Raw genomic sequence first — 18,948 nt, forward strand, 5'->3', positions numbered from 1 at the left:
TGATCGCCGCAACCGAAACGTTGTCAGGCGGCCCGCCGCGCAGCCGGGGTGAGCGCCGCGGACTCCAGCGGCGCCGACGGGTCGACGGACAGGTCCGCCGGGGCCGGCGCGGCTCCCGCGCGCACCAGCAGGTCGCCGACGGCCGCGATCATCGCCCCGTTGTCCGTGCACAGCCGCAGCGGGGGCACCCGCAGTGCGATCCCGGCCGAGGCGCAGCGCCGCTCGGCCAGCTCCCGCACCCGCGAGTTGGCGGCCACCCCGCCGACCACCACCAGGGTCCCGATCCCGTGGTCCAGGCAGGCCCTGACGGCCTTGCGGGTCAGCACGTCGGCGATCGCCTCCTGGAGCGCGGCGGCGGCGTCCGGGACGTGCGGCTCCGCGCCGGCGGCCCGCTGCGCCTCGACCCAGCGGGCGGCGGCGGTCTTGAGGCCGGAGAAGGAGAAGGCGTACGGCGGGTCGGCCGGCCCGGACAGGGGGCGCGGGAAGCGCACCGCGCGCCGGTCGCCCTCGCGGGCCGCCCGGTCGATCGCCGGTCCGCCGGGGTAGGGCAGGCCCAGGATCCGGGCGACCTTGTCGAAGCACTCGCCGGCCGCGTCGTCCAGGGTGTCGCCGAGGTGGACGATCGGATCGCGGGCCAGGTCGCGGACCAGCAGCAGCGAGGTGTGCCCGCCGGAGACGACGAGGACCACGCAGGGGTCGGGCAGCGGCCCGCCGTCGAGCGTCGCGGCGGCGACGTGTCCCGCCAGGTGGTGCACGCCGTAGAGCGGCACGCCGAGCGAGAAGGCGTACGCCTTGGCCGCCGCCACGCCGATCTGTAGCGCCCCGGCCAGGCCCGGACCGGTCGTCACCGCGACGGCGCCGACGTCGGCCAGGGTCAGTCCGGCCCGGTCCAGCGCCTCGTGGACCACCGGCGCCATCGCGTGCAGATGCGCGCGGGCGGCGATCTCGGGCACCACCCCGCCGAAGCGGGCGTGCTCGTCCATCGACGAGGCCACCGCCTGCCCGAGCAGGACGCCGCCGCGCACCAGGCCCGCGCCGGTCTCGTCGCAGGACGACTCGATGCCCAGTACCACCGGCGTGTCCGTCATGGTCACTCACCCTTGTCGATCATTACACATGGCCGCGGCCATTGTGCCCGACACGGCGTGAGGAATACGCAGGAGCCCCTTGTTCGTTCTTGCAACTCATACGCAATAGTGTTGACCCGGCACGATCGACATCATTGAACTCGCCGAAAGGGGCCGTGTCCTGATGGGCACCTACTCGCTTCCCGACCTGCCGTACGACTACTCCGCGCTGGAGCGCGCGATGTCCGCGGAAATCCTGGAGCTGCACCACTCCAAGCACCACGCCGCGTACGTCAAGGGCGCCAACGACACCCTGGAGCAGCTGGCCGAGGCGCGTGACAAGGAGCAGTTCGGCGGTCTGGTCGGCCTGCAGAAGACCTTCGCCTTCCACCTCTCCGGCCACGTGCTGCACTCGCTGTTCTGGCAGAACCTCTCCCCGGAGGGCGGCGACCGCCCCGAGGGCGAGCTGGCTGACGCCATCACCGAGCACTTCGGCAGCTTCGAGGCCTTCAAGAAGCAGCTCACCAACGCCACCACCGGCGTGCAGGGCTCGGGCTGGGGCATCCTCTCCTGGGAGCCGCTGGCCGGCCGCCTGATCGTCGAGCAGGTCTACGACCACCACGGCAACGTCGGCCAGGGCACCACCCCGCTGCTGGCCTTCGACGCCTGGGAGCACGCCTACTACCTGCAGTACCGCAACGTCCGCCCGGACTACGTCACCCGCCTGTGGGACGTCGTCAACTGGCAGGACGTCTCGGCCCGCTTCGCGGCCGTCAAGAGCGCCTGACCCCTTGCGGGACGAGGCGCCCGCGAACACCTGACCCAGGGCAGGGCAGGTAACGATGGCCCCCGGCCGGTGCGCACCGGCCGGGGGCCTCTTGTTCCGGGCGGGAGCCTCGGTCCGTGCGAACGGCCTCGGCCCCGGGTTCCCCGTCAGCCCGTGGCGTCGGCGCGCTTGGCGAGCTTCACCAGCTCCGGCGGTGCGCTCCGGCCCGCGAGGAGCACGAGCTCACGGATGGCCGACCGGGCTGCCAGGTGGCTCCGGACACTTTCCGGTGCCAGCTCCTCGGCCTGGAGGAGGCAGTCGACGGCCTCGCCGAGGTGCCGCCGCTGGGCGTGGGCCCGTCCGAGGTCGACCAGTAGCCGTGATCTCCGCTCGGGTGAGAGCCGACTCGCGTCGATCCGCTGCCCCAGGTCCAGTGCCTCGCCCGCGTCGCCGAGGTCGATCGCTGCCGACACCGCCTGGATCTCGACGTTCGTGGGGCCGAACTCCAGATTGAAGTCGTTGCGATCCTCTCCGAGTAGCGCCGCGACCTCTCGCGCGGCGGTGAGTTCCTTCCGGGCCTGCTCGCGTTGGCCGGCGCGGGCGGCGGCCAATGCGAGGACCAAGTGGAGCGAGCCGAGCACGGAAAGGGCCTCCGGCGAGGGTGGTCCGGCCGCCGAGATGTAGGTCCGAAGGGCCGTCACGCCCTTCCCGGCCGCGTGTTCCGCCTGGTCCAACCGCTGGAGCCGGACGAAGGCGTGGGCCAAGCGGTAGATGCCCGCGAAGACTTGCAGAGGCTCGCCGGACTGCTCCGCGGCCCGGATCGCCCGATCGGCGGCCACCCAGGCCGCATCGGCCTCGTCCTGGCGGACGAATGCCGCCGCGACCGCCTGATACGCCTGGCTCAGGAGGAGCTGGAGCCCTGGCCGCTGCTCAGGCGCAGCGGTCCGAACGGCGCGTTCGAGCCGTGGCAGGGTTTCGGTGACGGCTGTGCCGAGCTCCGCGAACCGGGCGCTGTGTGTCAGGTGCCAGAGCTCCGCAACGGCGGTGCCCAGCTCGGTCGTGTCGGGTGCGGCGGGGTGCCCGTCGAGCACGGCATCGAGTGCTGGATGCCCCGAAAGTGCGAGCCGGACGAGGTCGAGGTCGTTGACCTGGTCCGAGGCCGCCGCGGATCGGGAGGGTGGCGGGGCATCCGGTCGCAGCGTCTGGACGGAGACTCCCAGACCGTCCGCGAGCAACTGGAGTACGTCGAGACGTACGACCGGTTGGACACCGCGTTCGACCTGCGACACCCAGCTGGCGGTCCGGCCGACGGCTGTGGCGAGCTGATCCTGGCGCATGCCACGCGCCTTGCGGAGCTGGGCCACCCGGGCACCGAACGCTCGCTGCTCCTCGGGGGTCATCGGCCGCTTCCGTGGGCGGACGGCCCCTTGCCCTCGATCTCGTCCAGGAACGTGACCTCGAACGATTCGAGGTACTGGCCACGCTCGGCCAGGAACCGGCGGACGTGAGGCTGTCGTTCGTGCTCCTCGAACGCCTCGCGGTCCGCGTACAGCTCATAGAAGACCCGGACACGCGGCTCGTCCGGTACGGCGTGATTGACGTAGACGAGAGTGCCGGGTTCTTCTGCGCGGATCCCTTCGAGTGCCTCCCGCGCCAGCTCGTCGAAGGCGTGAGCGGCCGTCACGTCACGGGCGACGAAGCGTACAACAAGGCCGAATCCCATGTTCTCCCCTTCCTGGATCGGTTGAGTCTCGCATGGCTCAGTGGAGAACTGCGAGTAGTAGAAATTCTTGACTCGCAGTTTTTCTGCGACTACGTTCAGTGTCGGCTCCGTGGCCGAGCGCCACGAAGGCTCCCTCTTGCTGCCGTCGACCGGCAGTGGTGTCCATCTGTGGTGGTGGAGGATCGATGGGAACGAACGTGATGGTCAGCCCGCTCAGCAATGCCCGGTTCCCGGTTCCGCTGGAATGGGGGGTGCCGCCGGGGCCGGAGGCGGTGCCGGCGGCGCGGTGGCTGGTGGCGGCGATCGTGCGGGAGTGGGGTGTTCCGCTCTCGCGAGAGGCCTTCGCGGACCTGGAGCTGTGTGCCAGTGAGGTGATCGCCAATGCGCTGCTGCACACCGGGGAGCGCTGTGTCGTGACCGTACTCCGGTGCGCGGGGCGGCTTCGGGTCGAGGTGGCCGACCGGTGCCCCGCGCTCCCGAGACGGGAGCGCGAGGCCGAAGACACCGGCGGGCGGGGGCTGGTGCTGGTGGAGGCGCTGGCGGGAACGTGGGGCTGGTATCCGGCGGGCGCGGGCAAGGTGGTGTGGTTCGAGTTCGCCGAGCAGTGTGAAGCGCCGTGCCCCACGTACGGGTGGGGCACGGCGCTGGGTCTCGTGGTGGCGTAGTGGGTCAGTGCAGGCCGAAGGCGTCCAGGATGCGGTCCGCCGCGAGGGTGGCGGTGAGGGTGCCCTCGCGGACCTGGCGTTCCAGGTCCGGGACGAGGCGGGCCACGTCCGGGTGGGCGTGCAACCGGGCGAGCAGTTGGTCGTGCACCATCGCCCAGGTCCACTCCACCTGCTGGTCGCGCCGCTTGGCGGCCAGCGCGCCGGTCGCGTCCAGCACCTTGCGGTGCTGCTGGAGCCGCTCCCAGACAGTGTCCAGACCGGCGCCGTCGCGCCCGGAGCAGGTCAGCACCGGCGGCGTCCACGGCGCGTCCGGGGCCTGGAGCAGCCGCAGCGCGCCCGCCAGCTCCCGGGCGGCGCCCTTGGCGTCGGTCTCGTGCGGGCCGTCCGCCTTGTTGACCGCGATGACGTCGGCGAGCTCCAGCACGCCCTTCTTGATGCCCTGCAACTGGTCCCCGGTGCGGGCCAGCGACAGCAGCAGGAAGGAGTCCACCATGCCGGCCACCGTGGTCTCCGACTGGCCGACGCCCACCGTCTCCACCAGCACCACGTCGTAGCCGGCCGCCTCCATCACCAGCATCGACTCCCGGGTGGCCTTCGCCACCCCGCCGAGCGTGCCGGAGGTGGGGGAGGGGCGCACGAAGGCGTGCGGGTCGACCGCCAGGCGCTCCATCCGGGTCTTGTCGCCCAGGATCGAGCCTCCGGTGCGGCTGGACGTCGGGTCGACGGCCAGCACCGCGACCCGGTGCCCGAGGCCGGTGAGCATGGTGCCGAAGGAATCGATGAAAGTCGACTTGCCGACTCCGGGCACCCCCGTGATGCCCACCCGCACCGCACCGCCCGCGTGCGGCAGCAGCATCGTCAGCAGCTGCTGCGCCAGCGCGCGGTGGTCCGGCCGGGTGGACTCGACGAGGGTGATGGCCCGCGCGATGTACGCGCGCGAGCCCTCCCGCACGCCCGTCGCGTAGCTGTCGAGGTCGATCGTCCGGGGCGCCATCGGCTCAGCGCCTCAGAGCTCGTGGCCGAGGTCGGCGGCGAGCGACTTCAGCAGGTCGTAGGCGGCCTCCGGGATCACCGTGCCGGGCGGGAAGACCGCCGCGGCGCCCGCCTCGTACAGCGCGTCGAAGTCCTGCGGGGGGATCACCCCGCCGACCACGATGGTGATGTCCTCCCGGCCGGCGGCGGCCAGCTCGGCGCGCAGCGCGGGCACCAGGGTGAGGTGGCCGGCGGCCAGCGAGGAGACGCCGACGATGTGCACGTCCGCCTCGACGGCCTGGCGGGCCACCTCGGCCGGGGTCTGGAACAGCGGGCCGACGTCCACGGTGAAGCCCAGGTCGGCGAAGGCGGTGGCGATCACCTTCTGGCCGCGGTCGTGGCCGTCCTGGCCCATCTTGGCGACCAGGATGCGCGGGCGGCGGCCCTCGGCCTGCTCGAACCGCTCGACCAGCTCCCGGGTGCGCTGCAGGGGGGCCGACGGGCCCGCTTCGTCTCGGTACACACCCGAGATGGTACGGATCTGGCCGGAGTGGCGGCCGTACACCTGCTCCAGGGCGTCCGAGATCTCGCCGACGGTGGCCTTGGCGCGGGCCGCGTTCACCGCCAGGTGCAGCAGGTTGCCGTCCAGCGAACCGCCGCGCGCGGGCCCGGCCCCGGCGGCCCGGGTCAGCGCCTCCAGCGCGGCGCGGGTGGCCGGCTCGTCGCGCTCCTCGCGCAGCCGGCGCAGCTTCTCGATCTGGCGGGCGCGCACCGCGGAGTTGTCGACCTTGAGCACCTCGATCTGCTCGTCGCTCTCCACCCGGTACTTGTTGACGCCGATCACCGGCTGGCGGCCGGAGTCGATGCGCGCCTGGGTACGGGCGGCGGCCTCCTCGACGCGCAGCTTGGGGATGCCCGCGTCGATCGCCTTGGCCATGCCGCCGGCCGCCTCGACCTCCTGGATGTGCTGCCAGGCGCGGTTCGCCAGGTCGTTCGTCAGCTTCTCGACGTACGCCGAGCCGCCCCACGGGTCGATGACCCGGCAGGTGCCGGACTCCTGCTGGAGCAGCAGCTGGGTGTTGCGGGCGATCCGGGCGGAGAAGTCGGTCGGCAGCGCCAGCGCCTCGTCCAGCGCGTTGGTGTGCAGCGACTGGGTGTGGCCCTGGGTGGCGGCCATCGCCTCCACACAGGTGCGGGTGACGTTGTTGAACACGTCCTGCGCGGTGAGCGACCAGCCGGAGGTCTGCGAATGGGTGCGCAGCGACAGCGACTTGGGGTTCTTCGGGTCGAACTGCTTGACCAGCTTGGCCCACAGCAGCCGGGCCGCGCGCAGCTTGGCGACCTCCATGAAGAAGTTCATGCCGATCGCCCAGAAGAACGACAGCCGCGGGGCGAACGCGTCCACGTCCAGCCCGACGTCCAGCCCGGCCCGCAGGTACTCCACGCCGTCGGCCAGGGTGTAGGCCAGCTCCAGGTCGGCGGTGGCCCCGGCCTCCTGGATGTGGTAGCCGGAGATGGAGATCGAGTTGTACCGGGGCATCTTCTGCGAGGTGTACGCGAAGATGTCCGAGATGATCCGCATCGACGGCTGCGGCGGGTAGATGTAGGTGTTGCGGACCATGAACTCCTTGAGGATGTCGTTCTGGATGGTCCCGGCCAGCTTCTCGGGCGGTACGCCCTGCTCCTCGGCGGCCACGATGTACAGCGCGAGGACGGGCAGCACCGCGCCGTTCATCGTCATCGACACCGACATCCGGTCCAGCGGGATGCCGTCGAACAGCTGGCGCATGTCGTAGATCGAGTCGATCGCGACGCCTGCCATGCCGACGTCGCCGGTGACGCGCGGGTGGTCGCTGTCGTAGCCGCGGTGGGTCGGCAGGTCGAAGGCGACCGACAGGCCCTTCTGGCCGGCGGCCAGGTTGCGGCGGTAGAAGGCGTTGGACTCCTCGGCGGTGGAGAAGCCGGCGTACTGGCGCACCGTCCACGGCTGGTTGACGTACATCGTCGGGTACGGGCCGCGCAGGTAGGGGGCGATGCCCGGGTAGGTGCCCAGGAAGTCCAGGCCCGTGAGGTCCTCGGCGGTGTACAGCGGCTTGACGCCGATGCCCTCGGGGGTGTCCCAGAGCTGCTCGTCGACGTCCTTGCCGGTGGCCTCGCGCCAGGCGGCGCGCCACTGGGCGCCGGTGACGCCCTCGGGGGCCTCGCCGGGGGCGTCCGCCGGGGCGGTGCCGTCCAGGGCGACCGTGGTGAAGTCGGGGATCATCGGGCCACTCCGATCGCGTCGGGCACGGCGACCGGCTCGGGCACGTCGAGCTGGTCGAGCAGGGAGGTCAGGACGGCGACCGCGTCGCCGCCGGCGAAGACGAACGCGTCCACGCCCGCGGGCGGCGTCGGGCCCGGCCGCCCGGCCAGCAGCACTTGCCGGGCGCCGGCCGCCCGCAGCGCGACGGCGACGGTCTCGGCGTGCTCGCCGTAGAGGGCGTCGCTGGAGCAGAGGCAGGCCACGGAGGCTCCGCTCGCGGTGAACGCCTCGGCGAACGCCGCGGGTTCAGTGCCCTCGTGCGCGGTGGTGGCGATCCCGCCGGCCTGGAACAGGTTGGCGGCGAAGGTGGTGCGTGCGGTATGCGCGGCGGCGGTGCCGATCGACGCCAGGAACAGCGCCGGGCGCGCCCCGGTGGCCGCGAGGTGCGCGTCCGAGCGGTCGCGCAGCGCCTCGAAGGCCTCGGCCCGGCGCACCCTCGGCAGCCCGCCGCCGGGGCCGGCCGGGGCCGGCTCGCGGACCGGCGCCGTCTCGCCGAGGTTCGGGAACTCGCTGACGCCGGTGACCGGTTCGCGCCGCTTGGCGAGCCGCACCGAGCGCTCCGCCCAGGTGGCCGCGATCCGCTCGCCGACCAGGCCCGACTCCAGCGCGGCGCGCTGGCCGCCGGCCCGCTCGATCTCCTGGAACCACGCCCAGGCGGCGTGCGCGAGCTCGTCGGTCAGCCGCTCCACGTACCAGGAGCCGCCGGCCGGGTCGACCACCCGGGCCAGGTGCGACTCCTCCAGCAGGATCGCCTGGGTGTTGCGGGCGATCCGGCGGGCGAAGGCGTCCGGCAGGCCGAGCGCGGCGTCGAACGGCAGCACGGTGACCGCGTCCGCCCCGCCGACACCGGCGGCCAGGCAGGCGATCGTGGTGCGCAGCATGTTCACCCACGGGTCGCGGGCGGTCATCATCACCGCGGAGGTGACGGCGTGCTGACGCTGCGCCGAGGCGTCCGGGGAGGCCCCGCAGGCCTGTGCGACCCGGGCCCAGAGACGGCGCGCGGCACGGAACTTGGCGATCGTCAGGAACTGGTCGGCGTCCGCGGCGTAGCGGAACTCCAGCTGGCCGAGCGCGGCGTCCACCGGCAGCCCGGCGCCGGTCAGCGCGCGCAGGTAGGCGACGCCGGTGGCCAGCGAGGCGCCCAGCTCCTGCGCGGGCGAGGCGCCGGCCTCGTGGTACGGCAGCGCGTCGACGGCCAGCGCCCGCAGGCCGGGGAAGCCCTCGGCGCAGCGGGTGGCGAGCGCGGCGGCCTCGGTGAGCAGCGCGTCGGTGCGCGCGGCGTCGCCGGTGCGGGCCTGCAGGCCCAGCGGGTCGGCGCCCAGGGTGCCGGCGGCGGCGCCGGGGGAGACCTCGCGTTCCTGGTACAGCTTGAACAACTGCGCGGCGGCCTCCGGGAATTCGGCGCCCGCGTCGAGCACCACCCCGGCGAGGTCCAGGTAGACGCCGGTGAGCGCCTCGCCCAGGGCGGTGACCGGCAGGCCGTCGCCGCCCAGCTCCAGCCAGAGCGAGCCGCCGCCGTGCTCCAGATCGGCCAGTACGGCTTCGTTGGTGCGGCGCGGATCGGGGTCGCTGTGCCGCTGGCGGACGTCCCAGCCCGCGATCGAGGCGCCCTGCGGGCGGGCGCCGCGCACGAACGGCGGGAAGCCGGGCAGGCCCGGGTCGGCGGGGGCGTCCTCGGCGGTGTACAGCGGGCGGGCGCGCAGCCCGTCCTGGAGGGCGGTGCTGAGCGCGTGCTCGGCCGCTGCGCCGTCCTCGGGCTGCGCCCCCGACTTGCGGAGCACACCCTCGACGAGGGTCTGCCACTGCTCGCGGTGGGCGGCCGGGAACTCGGCGGCCAGGGGAAGCCCTTCGGGCGGGACCGTCATGCCACGCAGGGTAGCGCCCGTGAACGGGGGCGCAGGAGAGGCGGACGGTGTGACCTTTCCCTCGCTCTGCACCCGGTTGCAACGCCGGTGTGCGGTGGGCGGTGCGCGGCGGTCGGCTTGCGGAACAGCGGGCGTCATCTATTAACTTGCTTAGAAGAACGCGGGCTGCGGGGCGGCTCTCCCCGGAACACCCCCTGCCCGTGTTCGCCCCGCCATGCCTCCCCCCTTTTCCCCCGCCTCCGAGGAGTCAGCCGCCATGGGAAAGCGCCGCAAGCCCAGCCCGCCCAGCCGGGCCCGCCTGGCGGTCGTCACCACCGCGATGGCCGGCGGCGTCGTCCTCACCGCGGGCCCCGCGCAGGCCGAACCGGCGCCCGGCCTCGCCGCCGTCAAGGAGCAGGTGGACCAGCTCAACGAGGAGGCCGAGCAGTCGATCGAGCGCTACAACGGCTTCCAGGAGAAGCAGCAGGCGCTCCAGGGCGAGGCCAACCGGATCCAGGAGAAGGTGGCCCGCGGCCAGGAGGCGATGAACGAGCTGCGCACCCAGCTCGGCGGCATCGCGGCGGAGCAGTACCGCAACGGCGGCATCGACCCCTCCGTCCAGCTGATGCTCGACTCCGACCCGGGCGGCTACCTGGCCCGGGCCTCCGCCCAGAACCAGGTCGTCGACTCCCAGGCGGCTTTGCTGCGCCGGGCGCTGGACGAACAGCGCCGGCTCGACCAGGACCGCGCCGAGGCCACCGCCACCCTCGCGCAGCTCGACGAGGCCGGCACCGCCCTGGCGGCGGAGAAGAAGGCCGTCCAGGACAAGCTGGCCAAGGCGCAGGCCCTGCTCAACAAGCTGAGCGCCGCCGACCGCGCCAAGGTCAACGCCCAGGAGCCCGCCGCCACCCGCGCCTCCCGCTCCGCCGCCGAGCGCCCCGCCTACAGCGGCCCCGCCACCGGCCGGGCCGCCACCGTCCTCCAGTTCGCCTACGCGCAGCTCGGCAAGCCGTACGTCTGGGGCGCCACCGGCCCCTCCGGCTTCGACTGCTCGGGCCTGACCGGCGCCGCCTACCGCGCGGCGGGCGTGAAGCTCCCGCGCGTCTCCCAGGACCAGTGGAAGGCCGGCGCCCGGATCGCCCGCGCCGATCTCCAGCCCGGCGACCTGGTCTTCTTCTACGACGACCTCCACCACGTGGGCCTCTACATCGGCGAGGGCCGGATGATCCACGCCCCGCGCACCGGCAAGAACGTCGAGGTCCTCCCGATCGACGTCATGCCCTACGTGGGCGCCGTGCGCCCCTGAGCCCGGCCGTCCCCGAAGCGGCCGCGTCAGGAGCGGGGCGGGCCGAGGACCTCCAGCGCGACGGCGCTGCGCAGGGCGTCGACCTCGCCGGCCTGGCGCGCGGCGCGTTCGGCGAGCCGCTCCAGGCGCCCGTGGTCGAGCGGGGCGGGGCCGGAGGGCGCCGGCCGTCCCCCGTCGAGCCGCAGCAGCGTGCGCCAGAGCATCGCCTTGCCGTGGATCCCCACGCCCAGCGCCTCCAGCTCCAGGACGTCGCTGAGCGGCGAGCGCCTCAGCAGGCGGCCGTTGGGCTTGAGGCGGCCCGCCTTCTCCCCGAGCCAGCCCGCGGCGGCCTTGTGCCGCCGCACCGGAAGGCCGAGCCGGCGGATCGCGTCCAGCAGGGACCGCCGGTCCTCGGCGATCTCCAGGGCCAGCCGGCGCAGGTCCGGGCCGAGCGGGTCTCCCCTGTGGACCCGCTCGGCCCGGCGGCACAGCGCCAGGCCGGCCGTCGCGCCGGCCAGGTGGTCGTTCAGGTAGATCCCGAGCCACCGGCGGTCCGGCGCCCCGCCCCCGGGAGCGCGGACCTGTTCTGCGGCAGGTGGCCGGTTCGTGTGCGTCACGTTCATGCCGCGCGGCTACCCGGGCCGCCGGGCGTTACTCCGCCGGATAGGAGAGGCGGGCGACCGCCGGGGCGGAGACCACCTGGACGCCGTCCGCGCCCGGGACCGCGACGTGCACGAAGCCGCCCTCGATCGCCAGCCGGACGCCCGTGAGGTGCGTCCGGGCGACGCCCGCGCCGTCCAGGAGCGCGTAGCCGGGCCGCAGCTCGACGCGGGCGCCCTCCCGCCAGTTCATCGCGCCGTTCACCGGCCCACCGCCGGACCGGCCGTGGGAACGTCCAACGAGTCGACCGGGGGGAAGTCCAGGTCGGGTTCGGCGAGGTGGTTGAAGTAGTTGGAGAGCGTGTTGAGGGCGACGTGGGAGACGATCTCGGCGAACTCGGCGTCGGTGACACCGGCCGCCCGGGCCTTCGCCAGCGACTCCTCGGTCAGGTGGCCGCGGTTGCGCACCAGCTCGGCGGCGGTCCGCAGGACGGCCCGCGTGTGCGGGTCGGCGTCCTCGGCGGACCGGGTGGCCAGCAGCTCGTCGTCCGTCATCCCCAGCAGCCGCCCGCCGCGCAGGGTGTGGGCGGAGACGCAGTAGAGGCAGTCGTTCTCCTGGGCGACGAGCAGCGCCAGCTGCTCGCGCAGCCGCTCGTCGAGCGCGCCGCCGCCGAGCGACTCCCGCAGCGCCAGGTAGCCGCGCAGGGCCGCGGGGGAGTTGGCGAGCGCGGCGTAGAGGTTGGGCACCCGGCCGAGCTGGCGGCGGGTCGCCTCCAGCAGCTCGCGCTGCTCACCCCCGGCGGTGTCCGGGGTCAGTTGGGGGATGCGTGGCATGGGGTCCTCCGTCGGTCGGCCTGCTTCGCGCTAACCATTAAACACGCCAATGATGGTTAGGTAAACGGATGTCCGAGGGGACGTCGCCTCCCTGACGGCACGTCGGGGTGTCGGGGCGTCGGGGCGTCGCCACGTCAGGCCGGCGCGGCAGGCCGGTCGGCGGATCGGTGCGGCGTCGTACGGCGGGTCGGTGCCGCTGGGGGCGTGACGGACCGGAGCGGGGCACCGGGGTCGCCGGACGCCGTCCCGCGGACGCCGTCCCACGGAGGCCGGGCTACGGGTGCGGGGCGCAGGCCAGGAGGTAGGGGAGCAGCGGGGCGGCGAAGGCCGCCAGCCGGCAGGCGCGGGCCGGGGGCGCGGGCGTGCGGGCGAGGCGCTGGACGCGGGCGAGCGCGCCGGTGGACGCGGCGGCGAGCGTGCCCGCTCCGGCGTCCGGGGCGGCGGTGGCCAGCGCGTACAGGGCACCGGCCAGGTCGGAGCGCGTCACCCGGGCGAGCGCGGCGTCGTCGGCCGCCATCTCCAGCAGCAGCGCCACCTCCGCCCGCCCGAGGCGGGCCAGCGGCAGCCGGCGGCCGAGGAGCAGCGCGAAGGTGTCCGCCGCGAGCAGCACCAGGTGGTGACGCCCCCGCAGGTGGCCGTGCTCATGGGCGACGGCGGCGGTGAGTCGGGGTTCGTCCAGCAGTTCCAGGGCGCCGCGGGTGACCACCACCCGGGCCCGGCGGCCGGGCAGGCAGTAGACGGCGGGCCGCGGGTCGTCCAGCACCAGCACCCGGCGCCGGGCGTCCCGGGCGGCCACCAGGTCCAGCGCCGCCCGGTGCCGCCGCCGCGCCCGAGCCGCCCGGGCGGCCAGCGTGGCCGCCACCGCCGCCACCACCGCCACGGCCCCGCCCGCCACGGCCGGCACCCACCGGTCGTGGGCGTGCGGTCCGGCGGCGGCCGGCGGTTCGACGTGCGGCAGCAGCCCGACCAGCCCGGCCGGTTCGTGCCCGAGCGGGGCGAGGAGGTGGTGCGCGGCCAGCAGCAGGCCGGTGCCGAAGGAGGCCATCAGCGCGAGCCAGACGGCGGCGCCGAGGCCGGGCCGGGCCTGCAGCCGCCGCGAGCCGGCCAGCCGCCGGGGGAGCAGCACGCCGACCAGGACCAGGTGGAGGGCGAGCAGGACCAGCGTCACCGGGCGTCGTCCCGGGCCTTGACCTGCTCCAGGGCGGCGAGCAGCGCCGTCGCCTCGTCCCCGCTGATCCGGTCGACGAAGTGCAGCAGCGCCCCGGCCCGGTCGGAGGTGGTCTCCAGCGCCTGGTGCATCAGCTGGGCGGTGTACGACTCGCGGGTGCAGGTCGGCTCGTACACCCAGGCGCGGCCGGCCTTCTCGCGCCGCAGCCAGCCCTTGGTGTGCAGGATGTCGGCGACCGTGTTGACGGTGGTGTACGCGACCGGGCGGGCGCGGCGCAGGTCGTCGACGACCTCGCGGACGGTGGCCGGGCGGCCCCAGGACCAGAGCCGGTCCATGATCTCGGCCTCCAGATCGCCGAATCCGCGCAGCACCCGTCCGCTCCTCTGCCGTCCTGTCCGCCGTGCCGCCGCCCATCGTACGGCCGCCGGGTGCCCGTGCCGCGCTCCCGGGCGCGCGGCACGGGGGTGGTCAGCGGCGCGCCCGCCGGACCAGGTCGGCCGCGGCCGCCGACCAGTGCGGGTGCTCGAAGCCGAACCCGGCCGCCAGCAGCCGGCCCGGTGCGACGGCCCGGCTCTTCAGCAGCAGTTCGGTGTCCGTGCGCAGCGCGAAGGCGCCCGCCCGGGCCATCCACCGGGTGGCCGGCAGCCCCACCGGGATGCCGGCGGCCCGCCGGAGCGTCTGCATGAACACCCGCTGCGCCACCGGCGTCGGCGCGGCCAGGTTCACCGGGCCGGTGACGTCCTCCCGGTGGAGCAGGAAGCGCACGGCGCGGACCAGGTCGTGGTCGTGGATCCAGGACACGTACTGGGTGCCGCCGTCCACCGGCCCGCCGAGGCCGGTCCGGGCGAGCCGCAGCAGCCGGTCGAAGGTGCCGCCGGCGTCCGGGCTCATCACCGCCGCGCAGCGCAGCGCGACCCGGCGGGTGTGCGGGGTGGCGGCGTCGCGCTGCTCGCGCTCCCAGTCGCGCGCGATCCGCACGCTGTGGTCCCAGGCGCGCGGGGCGCCGGGTTCGCCGCCGCCGATGACGCCGGTGTCCTCGTCGTGCGGAGCGCCGTAGGTGTGGCTGTAGATGGTGGCGGTGCTCATCTGCAGCCAGACCCGGGGCGGGCGCCGGGCGCCGGCGATGGCCCGGCCGACGGTCCGGGTGGAGTGCACCCGGGACTCGCGCATGTCGCGCAGGTTCTGCTCGGTGGGGCGGCAGTCCACGCTGCGCCCGGCGAGGTTGACGACGGCGTCCGCGCCGTCGAGGGCGTCCGTCCAGCGGCCGAGCGAGCGGCCGTCCCAGTGGATCTCCTGGTCGCGCCGGGGCCGGCGGCTGAGGACCAGCACCTCGTGGCCGTCGGCGGTCAGCGCCCGGTCCAGGATGCGCCCGATCTGCCCGGTCCCCCCGGGCATGACGATTCTCATCGAGACCCCCCTCGGTCGTTCGTCCGTACCCAGCCTAACGGTCAGGCTGAACGTGTTCAAAATGCCGGGGCTGCTGTGACATGGCCGGAAATGTGTCCGAATCCGTGGAACCACCGCCTCCGCGTGTCCGACTGCTGGGCCGGATCCGATTGTCTGCTCGCCCAAGGAGTGCTCGCGCATGTGCGGAATCACCGGCTGGGTGTCCTTCCACCAGGACGTCCGCCACAGCGCCCCCGTCATCGAGGCGATGACCGCCACCATGACCCTGCGCGGCCCCGACGCCGGCGGCGTCTGGCTCGGCCGTCACGCCGCCCTCGGCCACCGCCGCCTCGCCGTCATCGACATCGAGGGCGGCGCCCAGCCGATGCCCGACCGCGCCGACGAACCGGCCGCCGTCCTCACCTACAGCGGCGAGGTCTACAACCACCACGAACTGCGCGCCGAACTGCGCGCCCGGGGACACCGCTTCGAGACCCGCAGCGACACCGAGGTGGTGCTGCGGGCCTACCAGGAGTGGGGCGACGCCCTCGTCGAGCGGCTGGAGGGCATGTACGCCTTCGCCGTCTGGGACGAGCGCGAGGAGCGCCTGCTGCTGGTCCGCGACCGGCTCGGCGTCAAGCCGCTGTTCTGGGCCGAGGTCGACGGCGGCCTGGTCTTCGGCTCCGAGCCCAAGGCGCTGTTCGCCCACCCCGGCATCACCCCCACCGTCGACGCCGACGGTCTGCGCGAGGCCTACAGCCTGCTCTTCAACACCGGCCCCACCGTCTGGGCCGGCGTGCGCGAGGTGCACCCCGGCGGCCTGCTCGTCCTCGACCGCTCGGGCATCCGCGAGCACCGCTACTGGGAGCTCACCGCCCGCCCGCACACCGAGGACCTGGACGCCACCAAGGAGCGGATCGGCGAGCTGGTCAACCGCGCCGCCCGCGCCCAGCTGGAGGCGGACGTGCCGCTGTGCAGCCTGCTCTCCGGCGGCCTCGACTCCACCATCGTGACCGCCCTGGTCGCCGACGAACTGCGCGTCCAGGAGGGCCCGCAGGCCAAGCTGCGCTCCTACGCCGTCGACTACAGCGACCAGGCCGAGCAGTTCACCGGCGACGTGCTGCGCACCGGCCACGACACCCCGTACGCCGCCGAGGCCGGCGCGTTCATCGGCAGCGAGCACTCCACCGTGGTGCTCGACCCGCGCACCCTGCTCGACCTGGAGAACCGGCGGGCCGTCGTCGTCTCCCGGGACTCGCCGATCGGCGTCGGCGACATGGACACCTCGCTCTACCTGCTGTTCGGCGAGATCCGCAAGCACTCGACGGTCGCGCTCTCCGGCGAGGCGGCCGACGAGGTGTTCGGCGGCTACCCGTGGTTCCACAACCCCAAGGCGCTCGCCGCGCAGACCTTCCCCTGGCTGCTCGTCACCGGGGACGAGGCGGCCATGCCGATCAACCCCGACCTCGCCGCCCACCTGCGGATCGCCGAGTTCCGCGACGACACCTACCGCAGCTCGCTCGCCGCCGTCCCGCACGCCGACGGCGAGAGCCCGGCCGAGCACCGGCAGCGCGAGATGCAGCACCTGTCGCTGACCCGCTGGCTGCGCCAGCTGCTGCACCGCAAGGACCGCCTCTCGATGGCCCAGGGCCTGGAGGTGCGGGTGCCCTACTGCGACCACCGGCTGGTCGAGTACGCGTTCAACACCCCGTGGGCGATGAAGAACTACGACGGCCGCGAGAAGAGCCTGCTGCGCGCCGCCGGCCAGGGCATCGCCCCGGAGTCGGTGCTCTGGCGGCCGAAGAACCACTACCCGGCCACCCACCACGCCGACTACAACAGCGGCCTGCAGCGGCTCGCCCGCGAGGCGCTGGACGCGCCGCACGTGCGCGACATCGCCGACGAGACGGTGATCAAGAGCAGCCTGGACACCCCGGCCGACCAGCTGGAGTGGGGCCACCGGCTGCGGCTGGAGCGGGTCGTCGACCTGGCGCTCTGGCTGGACCACCACCGCCCGGCGCTCGCCGTCTGACCGCCGGGGCCCGGCCCCGCCGCGCCGGCGGGACCCGACGACGCCGTCGGGTCCCGCCGGCCGGGCCCGGTTAGGCTGGTGCGATGGTGACGGTGACTCGGCCGGCTCGGCCGTTCGGTGACCCGCGGCACGGTCCGCTGGTGCCGATGCTGCTGGTGCTCACCGTGGTCACCGGGCTGGTCGACGCGGTGAGCTACCTCGCCCTCGGGCACGTCTTCGTCGCCAACATGACCGGCAACGTGGTCTTCCTCGGCTTCGCCCTGGCCGGCGCGCCGGGACTGTCCGCGACGGCCTCGCTGGCCGCCCTCGCCGCCTTCCTGGCGGGCGCGCTGGCGGGCGGCCGGCTCGCCGAGCGCCGTCCGGACCACCGCGGGCGGCTGCTGGTCGCCACGGTCGCCGCGCAGTCGGTGCTGCTCGCCGTCTGCACCGCCCTCGCCGCGGCCTTCGGGCACGGCGCCGACCCGGTGCGGTACACCCTGATCGGGGTGCTGGGCGCCGCGATGGGGCTGCAGAACGCGGTCGTCCGGGCGCTGAAGGTGCCGGACCTGACGACCACCGTGCTGACCATGACGCTCACCGCGCTGGCCGCCGACCGCACCGGCGCCCGCCGCTTCGCCTCCGCCGCCTGGATGTTCGCCGGCGCCCTGCTCGGCGCCGTCCTCGTGCTGCACGCCACCGTCGCCCTGGCCCTCGCCGCCGCCCTCGTGCTGCTCCTCGCCGTGGCCGCCCTCACCCACCGCGCCTCCCGGCACCCCGCCGCCCCCTGGACCCGCCCCGGCGGCGCCCCCTGACCGGCGGTCGGGTGCCGGGGAGCGGAGGACCCGAGGGCCCGACTACCGGTCCGGGGTGGCGAGGAAGGCGTCGAACTCGCCGCCGTACCAGCGGCTGGTGCGGCCCCGGGGGGTCATGCCGAGGCGGCGGCAGACGGCGGCCGAGCGCTCGTTGCCGGGGCGCACGACGGCGTGGATCTCCGTGAGGCCGTCGGCGAAGCCCTTGGCGAGGGCGGCGCGGGCGGCCTCGGTGGCGTAGCCCCGGCCCCAGGAGTCGGGGTGGAGGTGCCAGCCGACCTCGACCTCGCCGTTGCCGCTGCCGTCCTCGTCCGGCAGCGGCAGCGGCAGCAGCATCACCGAGCCGGCCACCACCCCGGTGTCCCGCCGCTCCAGCGCCCAGACGCCGTACCGGGGGTCGGCCGAACGCGCCCGCCAGCGGTCGATCATGGCCGGCACCTCGGCGGGCGACTCCAGCGCCCGCGGCGCGGCGCCCAGCCACCGCGCGACCTCCCACCGCGCGTACAGGTCGTACGCGCGCTCGGCGTCGGTGTGCTCCCAGAGCCGGGCGATCAGCCGGTCGGTGGTGAACAACAGCGCTGCGCTCCTTGCTCGGTGGTCCGGCGTTCCGGTGCTGCCGCGTTGCCGCGTTCCCGTGTTCCCGTGTTCCGGCGGGCGGTCAGTCGTCCTGCGGCTGGCTGGCGCGCCCCGACCAGCGGGGCTCCCAGCGGGCCCAGGACCGTTCCCAGGCGCGGTCCGCCCGCCGGTCCAGGACGCGCAGCCGCAGCGCGAGCACGCTGCCGATCAGCGCGGCCAGGGTCGCCGCGCCCGCCAGCCCGGTGCAGACGGCCCCGACGGCCAGCCCGATCGGGGTGGCCGGGGCGGTGACGGGCAGGCCGTCGGCGTCGAGCCACAGCACGACGGTGGAGCCGGTGGCGACGGTGCGCGGGACCTCCACGGTGCCGGTGCGGGCGAGGCCGTCGGGGGCCGTCCAGGACACCGAGGTCTCGGCGCGCTTCTGGTAGCCGCCGCTCCACCGGCCGGCGCCGGTGTCCTCGGTGCGCAGCTTGCCCAGCACCAGCGCCTCGGTGCGGTGCAGGCGGACGCGGTCGGACTCGGCGGTGCGCCCGGCGGCGCGGCAGCCGAGGACGGCGGCGGTGACGACCCCGGCCAGGCCGACGGCCAGCGCGAGCGCGGCGACCAGCCAGGCGCGGCTGCGGGACCGGTCGACGGGGCGGGCGAGCGGTTCCCGGCGCCGGACGGCGCGGCGGCCGCCGAGGGCGAGGCGGAGCTGGCGGCGGGCCCGTCGGGACAGCGACACGGTCCGGGCCGAGCGGGGTGAGCTGGACACGATGCGTGCTCCTCACGGCTGTTGGCGTGGTTCGGCCCGTCGGATCCCAATCTCCCCCGGCACCGGCCCCTCGCACAAGAGCCGGGCGGGCTCACGCGGCGCGGGCCCAAGGGCCCTGACGGGGCCGCAGGACCGGGACGTTCGGCCCTCGGCGGCGCGGGGTCGAAGGAGGCAGGCTGGGCGTCGG

Annotated in this window: 19 protein-coding genes; 5 read left to right on the forward strand and 14 right to left on the reverse strand. The window is 74.6% G+C overall.

All coding sequences use genetic code 11. The features are described from left to right. Nucleotides 1-23: 23 nt before the first annotated feature. Nucleotides 24-1,088, reverse strand: coding sequence for a tRNA (adenosine(37)-N6)-threonylcarbamoyltransferase complex transferase subunit TsaD (tsaD, locus tag ACFXAM_RS02985; protein WP_380287231.1), 1,065 nt, complete (start codon nucleotides 1,086-1,088; stop codon nucleotides 24-26). Between the two features lie 163 nt (nucleotides 1,089-1,251). Between tsaD and ACFXAM_RS02990 the strand changes: the two genes are divergently transcribed. Beyond that, nucleotides 1,252-1,854, forward strand: coding sequence for a superoxide dismutase (locus ACFXAM_RS02990; protein WP_380287232.1), 603 nt, complete (start codon nucleotides 1,252-1,254; stop codon nucleotides 1,852-1,854). Nucleotides 1,855-2,000: 146 nt separating this feature from the next. On the opposite strand, the gene ACFXAM_RS02995 is transcribed toward ACFXAM_RS02990, so the two are convergent. Beyond that, nucleotides 2,001-3,233, reverse strand: coding sequence for a helix-turn-helix domain-containing protein (locus ACFXAM_RS02995; protein WP_380287233.1), 1,233 nt, complete (start codon nucleotides 3,231-3,233; stop codon nucleotides 2,001-2,003). Continuing rightward, nucleotides 3,230-3,556: a putative quinol monooxygenase gene (locus ACFXAM_RS03000; RefSeq protein WP_380287234.1), complete on the reverse strand. Its 327-nt coding sequence runs from the start codon at nucleotides 3,554-3,556 to the stop codon at nucleotides 3,230-3,232. Before ACFXAM_RS03000 ends, ACFXAM_RS02995 begins: the two co-directional genes overlap by 4 nt. Before the next feature lie 185 nt (nucleotides 3,557-3,741). On the opposite strand from ACFXAM_RS03000, the gene ACFXAM_RS03005 reads away from it, so the two are divergent. Continuing rightward, nucleotides 3,742-4,221: an ATP-binding protein gene (locus tag ACFXAM_RS03005; protein WP_380287235.1), complete on the forward strand. Its 480-nt coding sequence runs from the start codon at nucleotides 3,742-3,744 to the stop codon at nucleotides 4,219-4,221. 4 nt (nucleotides 4,222-4,225) lie between these two features. Here the strand turns inward: ACFXAM_RS03005 and meaB are convergent, their stop codons facing one another. The 3 genes from meaB to ACFXAM_RS03020 are packed head-to-tail and all read right to left on the reverse strand — an operon-like array spanning nucleotide 4,226 to nucleotide 9,360. Next, on the reverse strand, nucleotides 4,226-5,215 hold the full coding sequence (gene meaB / locus ACFXAM_RS03010; protein ID WP_380287236.1) for a methylmalonyl Co-A mutase-associated GTPase MeaB: 990 nt from the start codon (nucleotides 5,213-5,215) through the stop codon (nucleotides 4,226-4,228). Between the two features lie 12 nt (nucleotides 5,216-5,227). Then, nucleotides 5,228-7,456, reverse strand: a complete 2,229-nt coding sequence (gene scpA / locus ACFXAM_RS03015; protein ID WP_380287237.1) for a methylmalonyl-CoA mutase — start codon at nucleotides 7,454-7,456, stop codon at nucleotides 5,228-5,230. Then, a complete protein-coding gene (locus tag ACFXAM_RS03020; protein WP_380287238.1) occupies nucleotides 7,453-9,360 on the reverse strand; it encodes a methylmalonyl-CoA mutase family protein in 1,908 nt (635 codons plus the stop codon). The genes scpA and ACFXAM_RS03020 overlap by 4 nt, the downstream gene beginning before the upstream one ends. 256 nt (nucleotides 9,361-9,616) lie before the next feature. On the opposite strand from ACFXAM_RS03020, the gene ACFXAM_RS03025 reads away from it, so the two are divergent. Continuing rightward, nucleotides 9,617-10,645, forward strand: coding sequence for an NlpC/P60 family protein (locus tag ACFXAM_RS03025; protein WP_380287239.1), 1,029 nt, complete (start codon nucleotides 9,617-9,619; stop codon nucleotides 10,643-10,645). Nucleotides 10,646-10,671: 26 nt separating this feature from the next. On the opposite strand, the gene ACFXAM_RS03030 is transcribed toward ACFXAM_RS03025, so the two are convergent. The 6 genes from ACFXAM_RS03030 to ACFXAM_RS03055 all read right to left on the reverse strand — a co-directional run bounded on the left by ACFXAM_RS03030 (nucleotide 10,672) and on the right by ACFXAM_RS03055 (nucleotide 14,632). Next, nucleotides 10,672-11,247 (reverse strand): hypothetical protein, encoded by a 576-nt coding sequence (locus ACFXAM_RS03030; RefSeq protein ID WP_380287240.1) that lies wholly within the window; start codon nucleotides 11,245-11,247, stop codon nucleotides 10,672-10,674. A 28-nt stretch (nucleotides 11,248-11,275) separates the two neighbouring features. Further along, entirely contained in the window at nucleotides 11,276-11,488 is a 213-nt protein-coding gene (locus ACFXAM_RS03035) for a hypothetical protein (RefSeq protein ID WP_380287241.1), read from the reverse strand. Then, nucleotides 11,485-12,057, reverse strand: a complete 573-nt coding sequence (locus ACFXAM_RS03040; protein ID WP_380287242.1) for a carboxymuconolactone decarboxylase family protein — start codon at nucleotides 12,055-12,057, stop codon at nucleotides 11,485-11,487. Before ACFXAM_RS03040 ends, ACFXAM_RS03035 begins: the two co-directional genes overlap by 4 nt. A gap of 274 nt (nucleotides 12,058-12,331) precedes the next feature. Beyond that, on the reverse strand, nucleotides 12,332-13,225 hold the full coding sequence (locus tag ACFXAM_RS03045; RefSeq protein ID WP_380287243.1) for a M56 family metallopeptidase: 894 nt from the start codon (nucleotides 13,223-13,225) through the stop codon (nucleotides 12,332-12,334). Beyond that, nucleotides 13,222-13,593, reverse strand: a complete 372-nt coding sequence (locus ACFXAM_RS03050) for a BlaI/MecI/CopY family transcriptional regulator (protein WP_380287306.1) — start codon at nucleotides 13,591-13,593, stop codon at nucleotides 13,222-13,224. The genes ACFXAM_RS03045 and ACFXAM_RS03050 overlap by 4 nt, the downstream gene beginning before the upstream one ends. 100 nt (nucleotides 13,594-13,693) lie before the next feature. Beyond that, on the reverse strand, nucleotides 13,694-14,632 hold the full coding sequence (locus tag ACFXAM_RS03055; RefSeq protein WP_380287244.1) for a TIGR01777 family oxidoreductase: 939 nt from the start codon (nucleotides 14,630-14,632) through the stop codon (nucleotides 13,694-13,696). A gap of 178 nt (nucleotides 14,633-14,810) precedes the next feature. Between ACFXAM_RS03055 and asnB the strand changes: the two genes are divergently transcribed. Together asnB and ACFXAM_RS03065 are read left to right on the forward strand one after the other, a co-directional pair. Then, nucleotides 14,811-16,643, forward strand: coding sequence for an asparagine synthase (glutamine-hydrolyzing) (gene asnB, locus ACFXAM_RS03060; protein WP_380287245.1), 1,833 nt, complete (start codon nucleotides 14,811-14,813; stop codon nucleotides 16,641-16,643). Between the two features lie 83 nt (nucleotides 16,644-16,726). Next, nucleotides 16,727-17,434, forward strand: a complete 708-nt coding sequence (locus tag ACFXAM_RS03065) for a YoaK family protein (RefSeq protein ID WP_380287246.1) — start codon at nucleotides 16,727-16,729, stop codon at nucleotides 17,432-17,434. A gap of 42 nt (nucleotides 17,435-17,476) precedes the next feature. Here the strand turns inward: ACFXAM_RS03065 and ACFXAM_RS03070 are convergent, their stop codons facing one another. Together ACFXAM_RS03070 and ACFXAM_RS03075 are read right to left on the reverse strand one after the other, a co-directional pair. Further along, nucleotides 17,477-18,004 (reverse strand): GNAT family N-acetyltransferase, encoded by a 528-nt coding sequence (locus tag ACFXAM_RS03070; RefSeq protein WP_380287247.1) that lies wholly within the window; start codon nucleotides 18,002-18,004, stop codon nucleotides 17,477-17,479. 85 nt (nucleotides 18,005-18,089) lie between these two features. Next, nucleotides 18,090-18,761: a hypothetical protein gene (locus tag ACFXAM_RS03075; RefSeq protein WP_380287248.1), complete on the reverse strand. Its 672-nt coding sequence runs from the start codon at nucleotides 18,759-18,761 to the stop codon at nucleotides 18,090-18,092. Between the last annotated feature and the right edge of the window lie 187 nt (nucleotides 18,762-18,948).

The sequence above is a fragment of the Kitasatospora sp. NPDC059462 genome (assembly GCF_042749955.1).
Lineage (GTDB): Bacteria > Actinomycetota > Actinomycetes > Streptomycetales > Streptomycetaceae > Kitasatospora.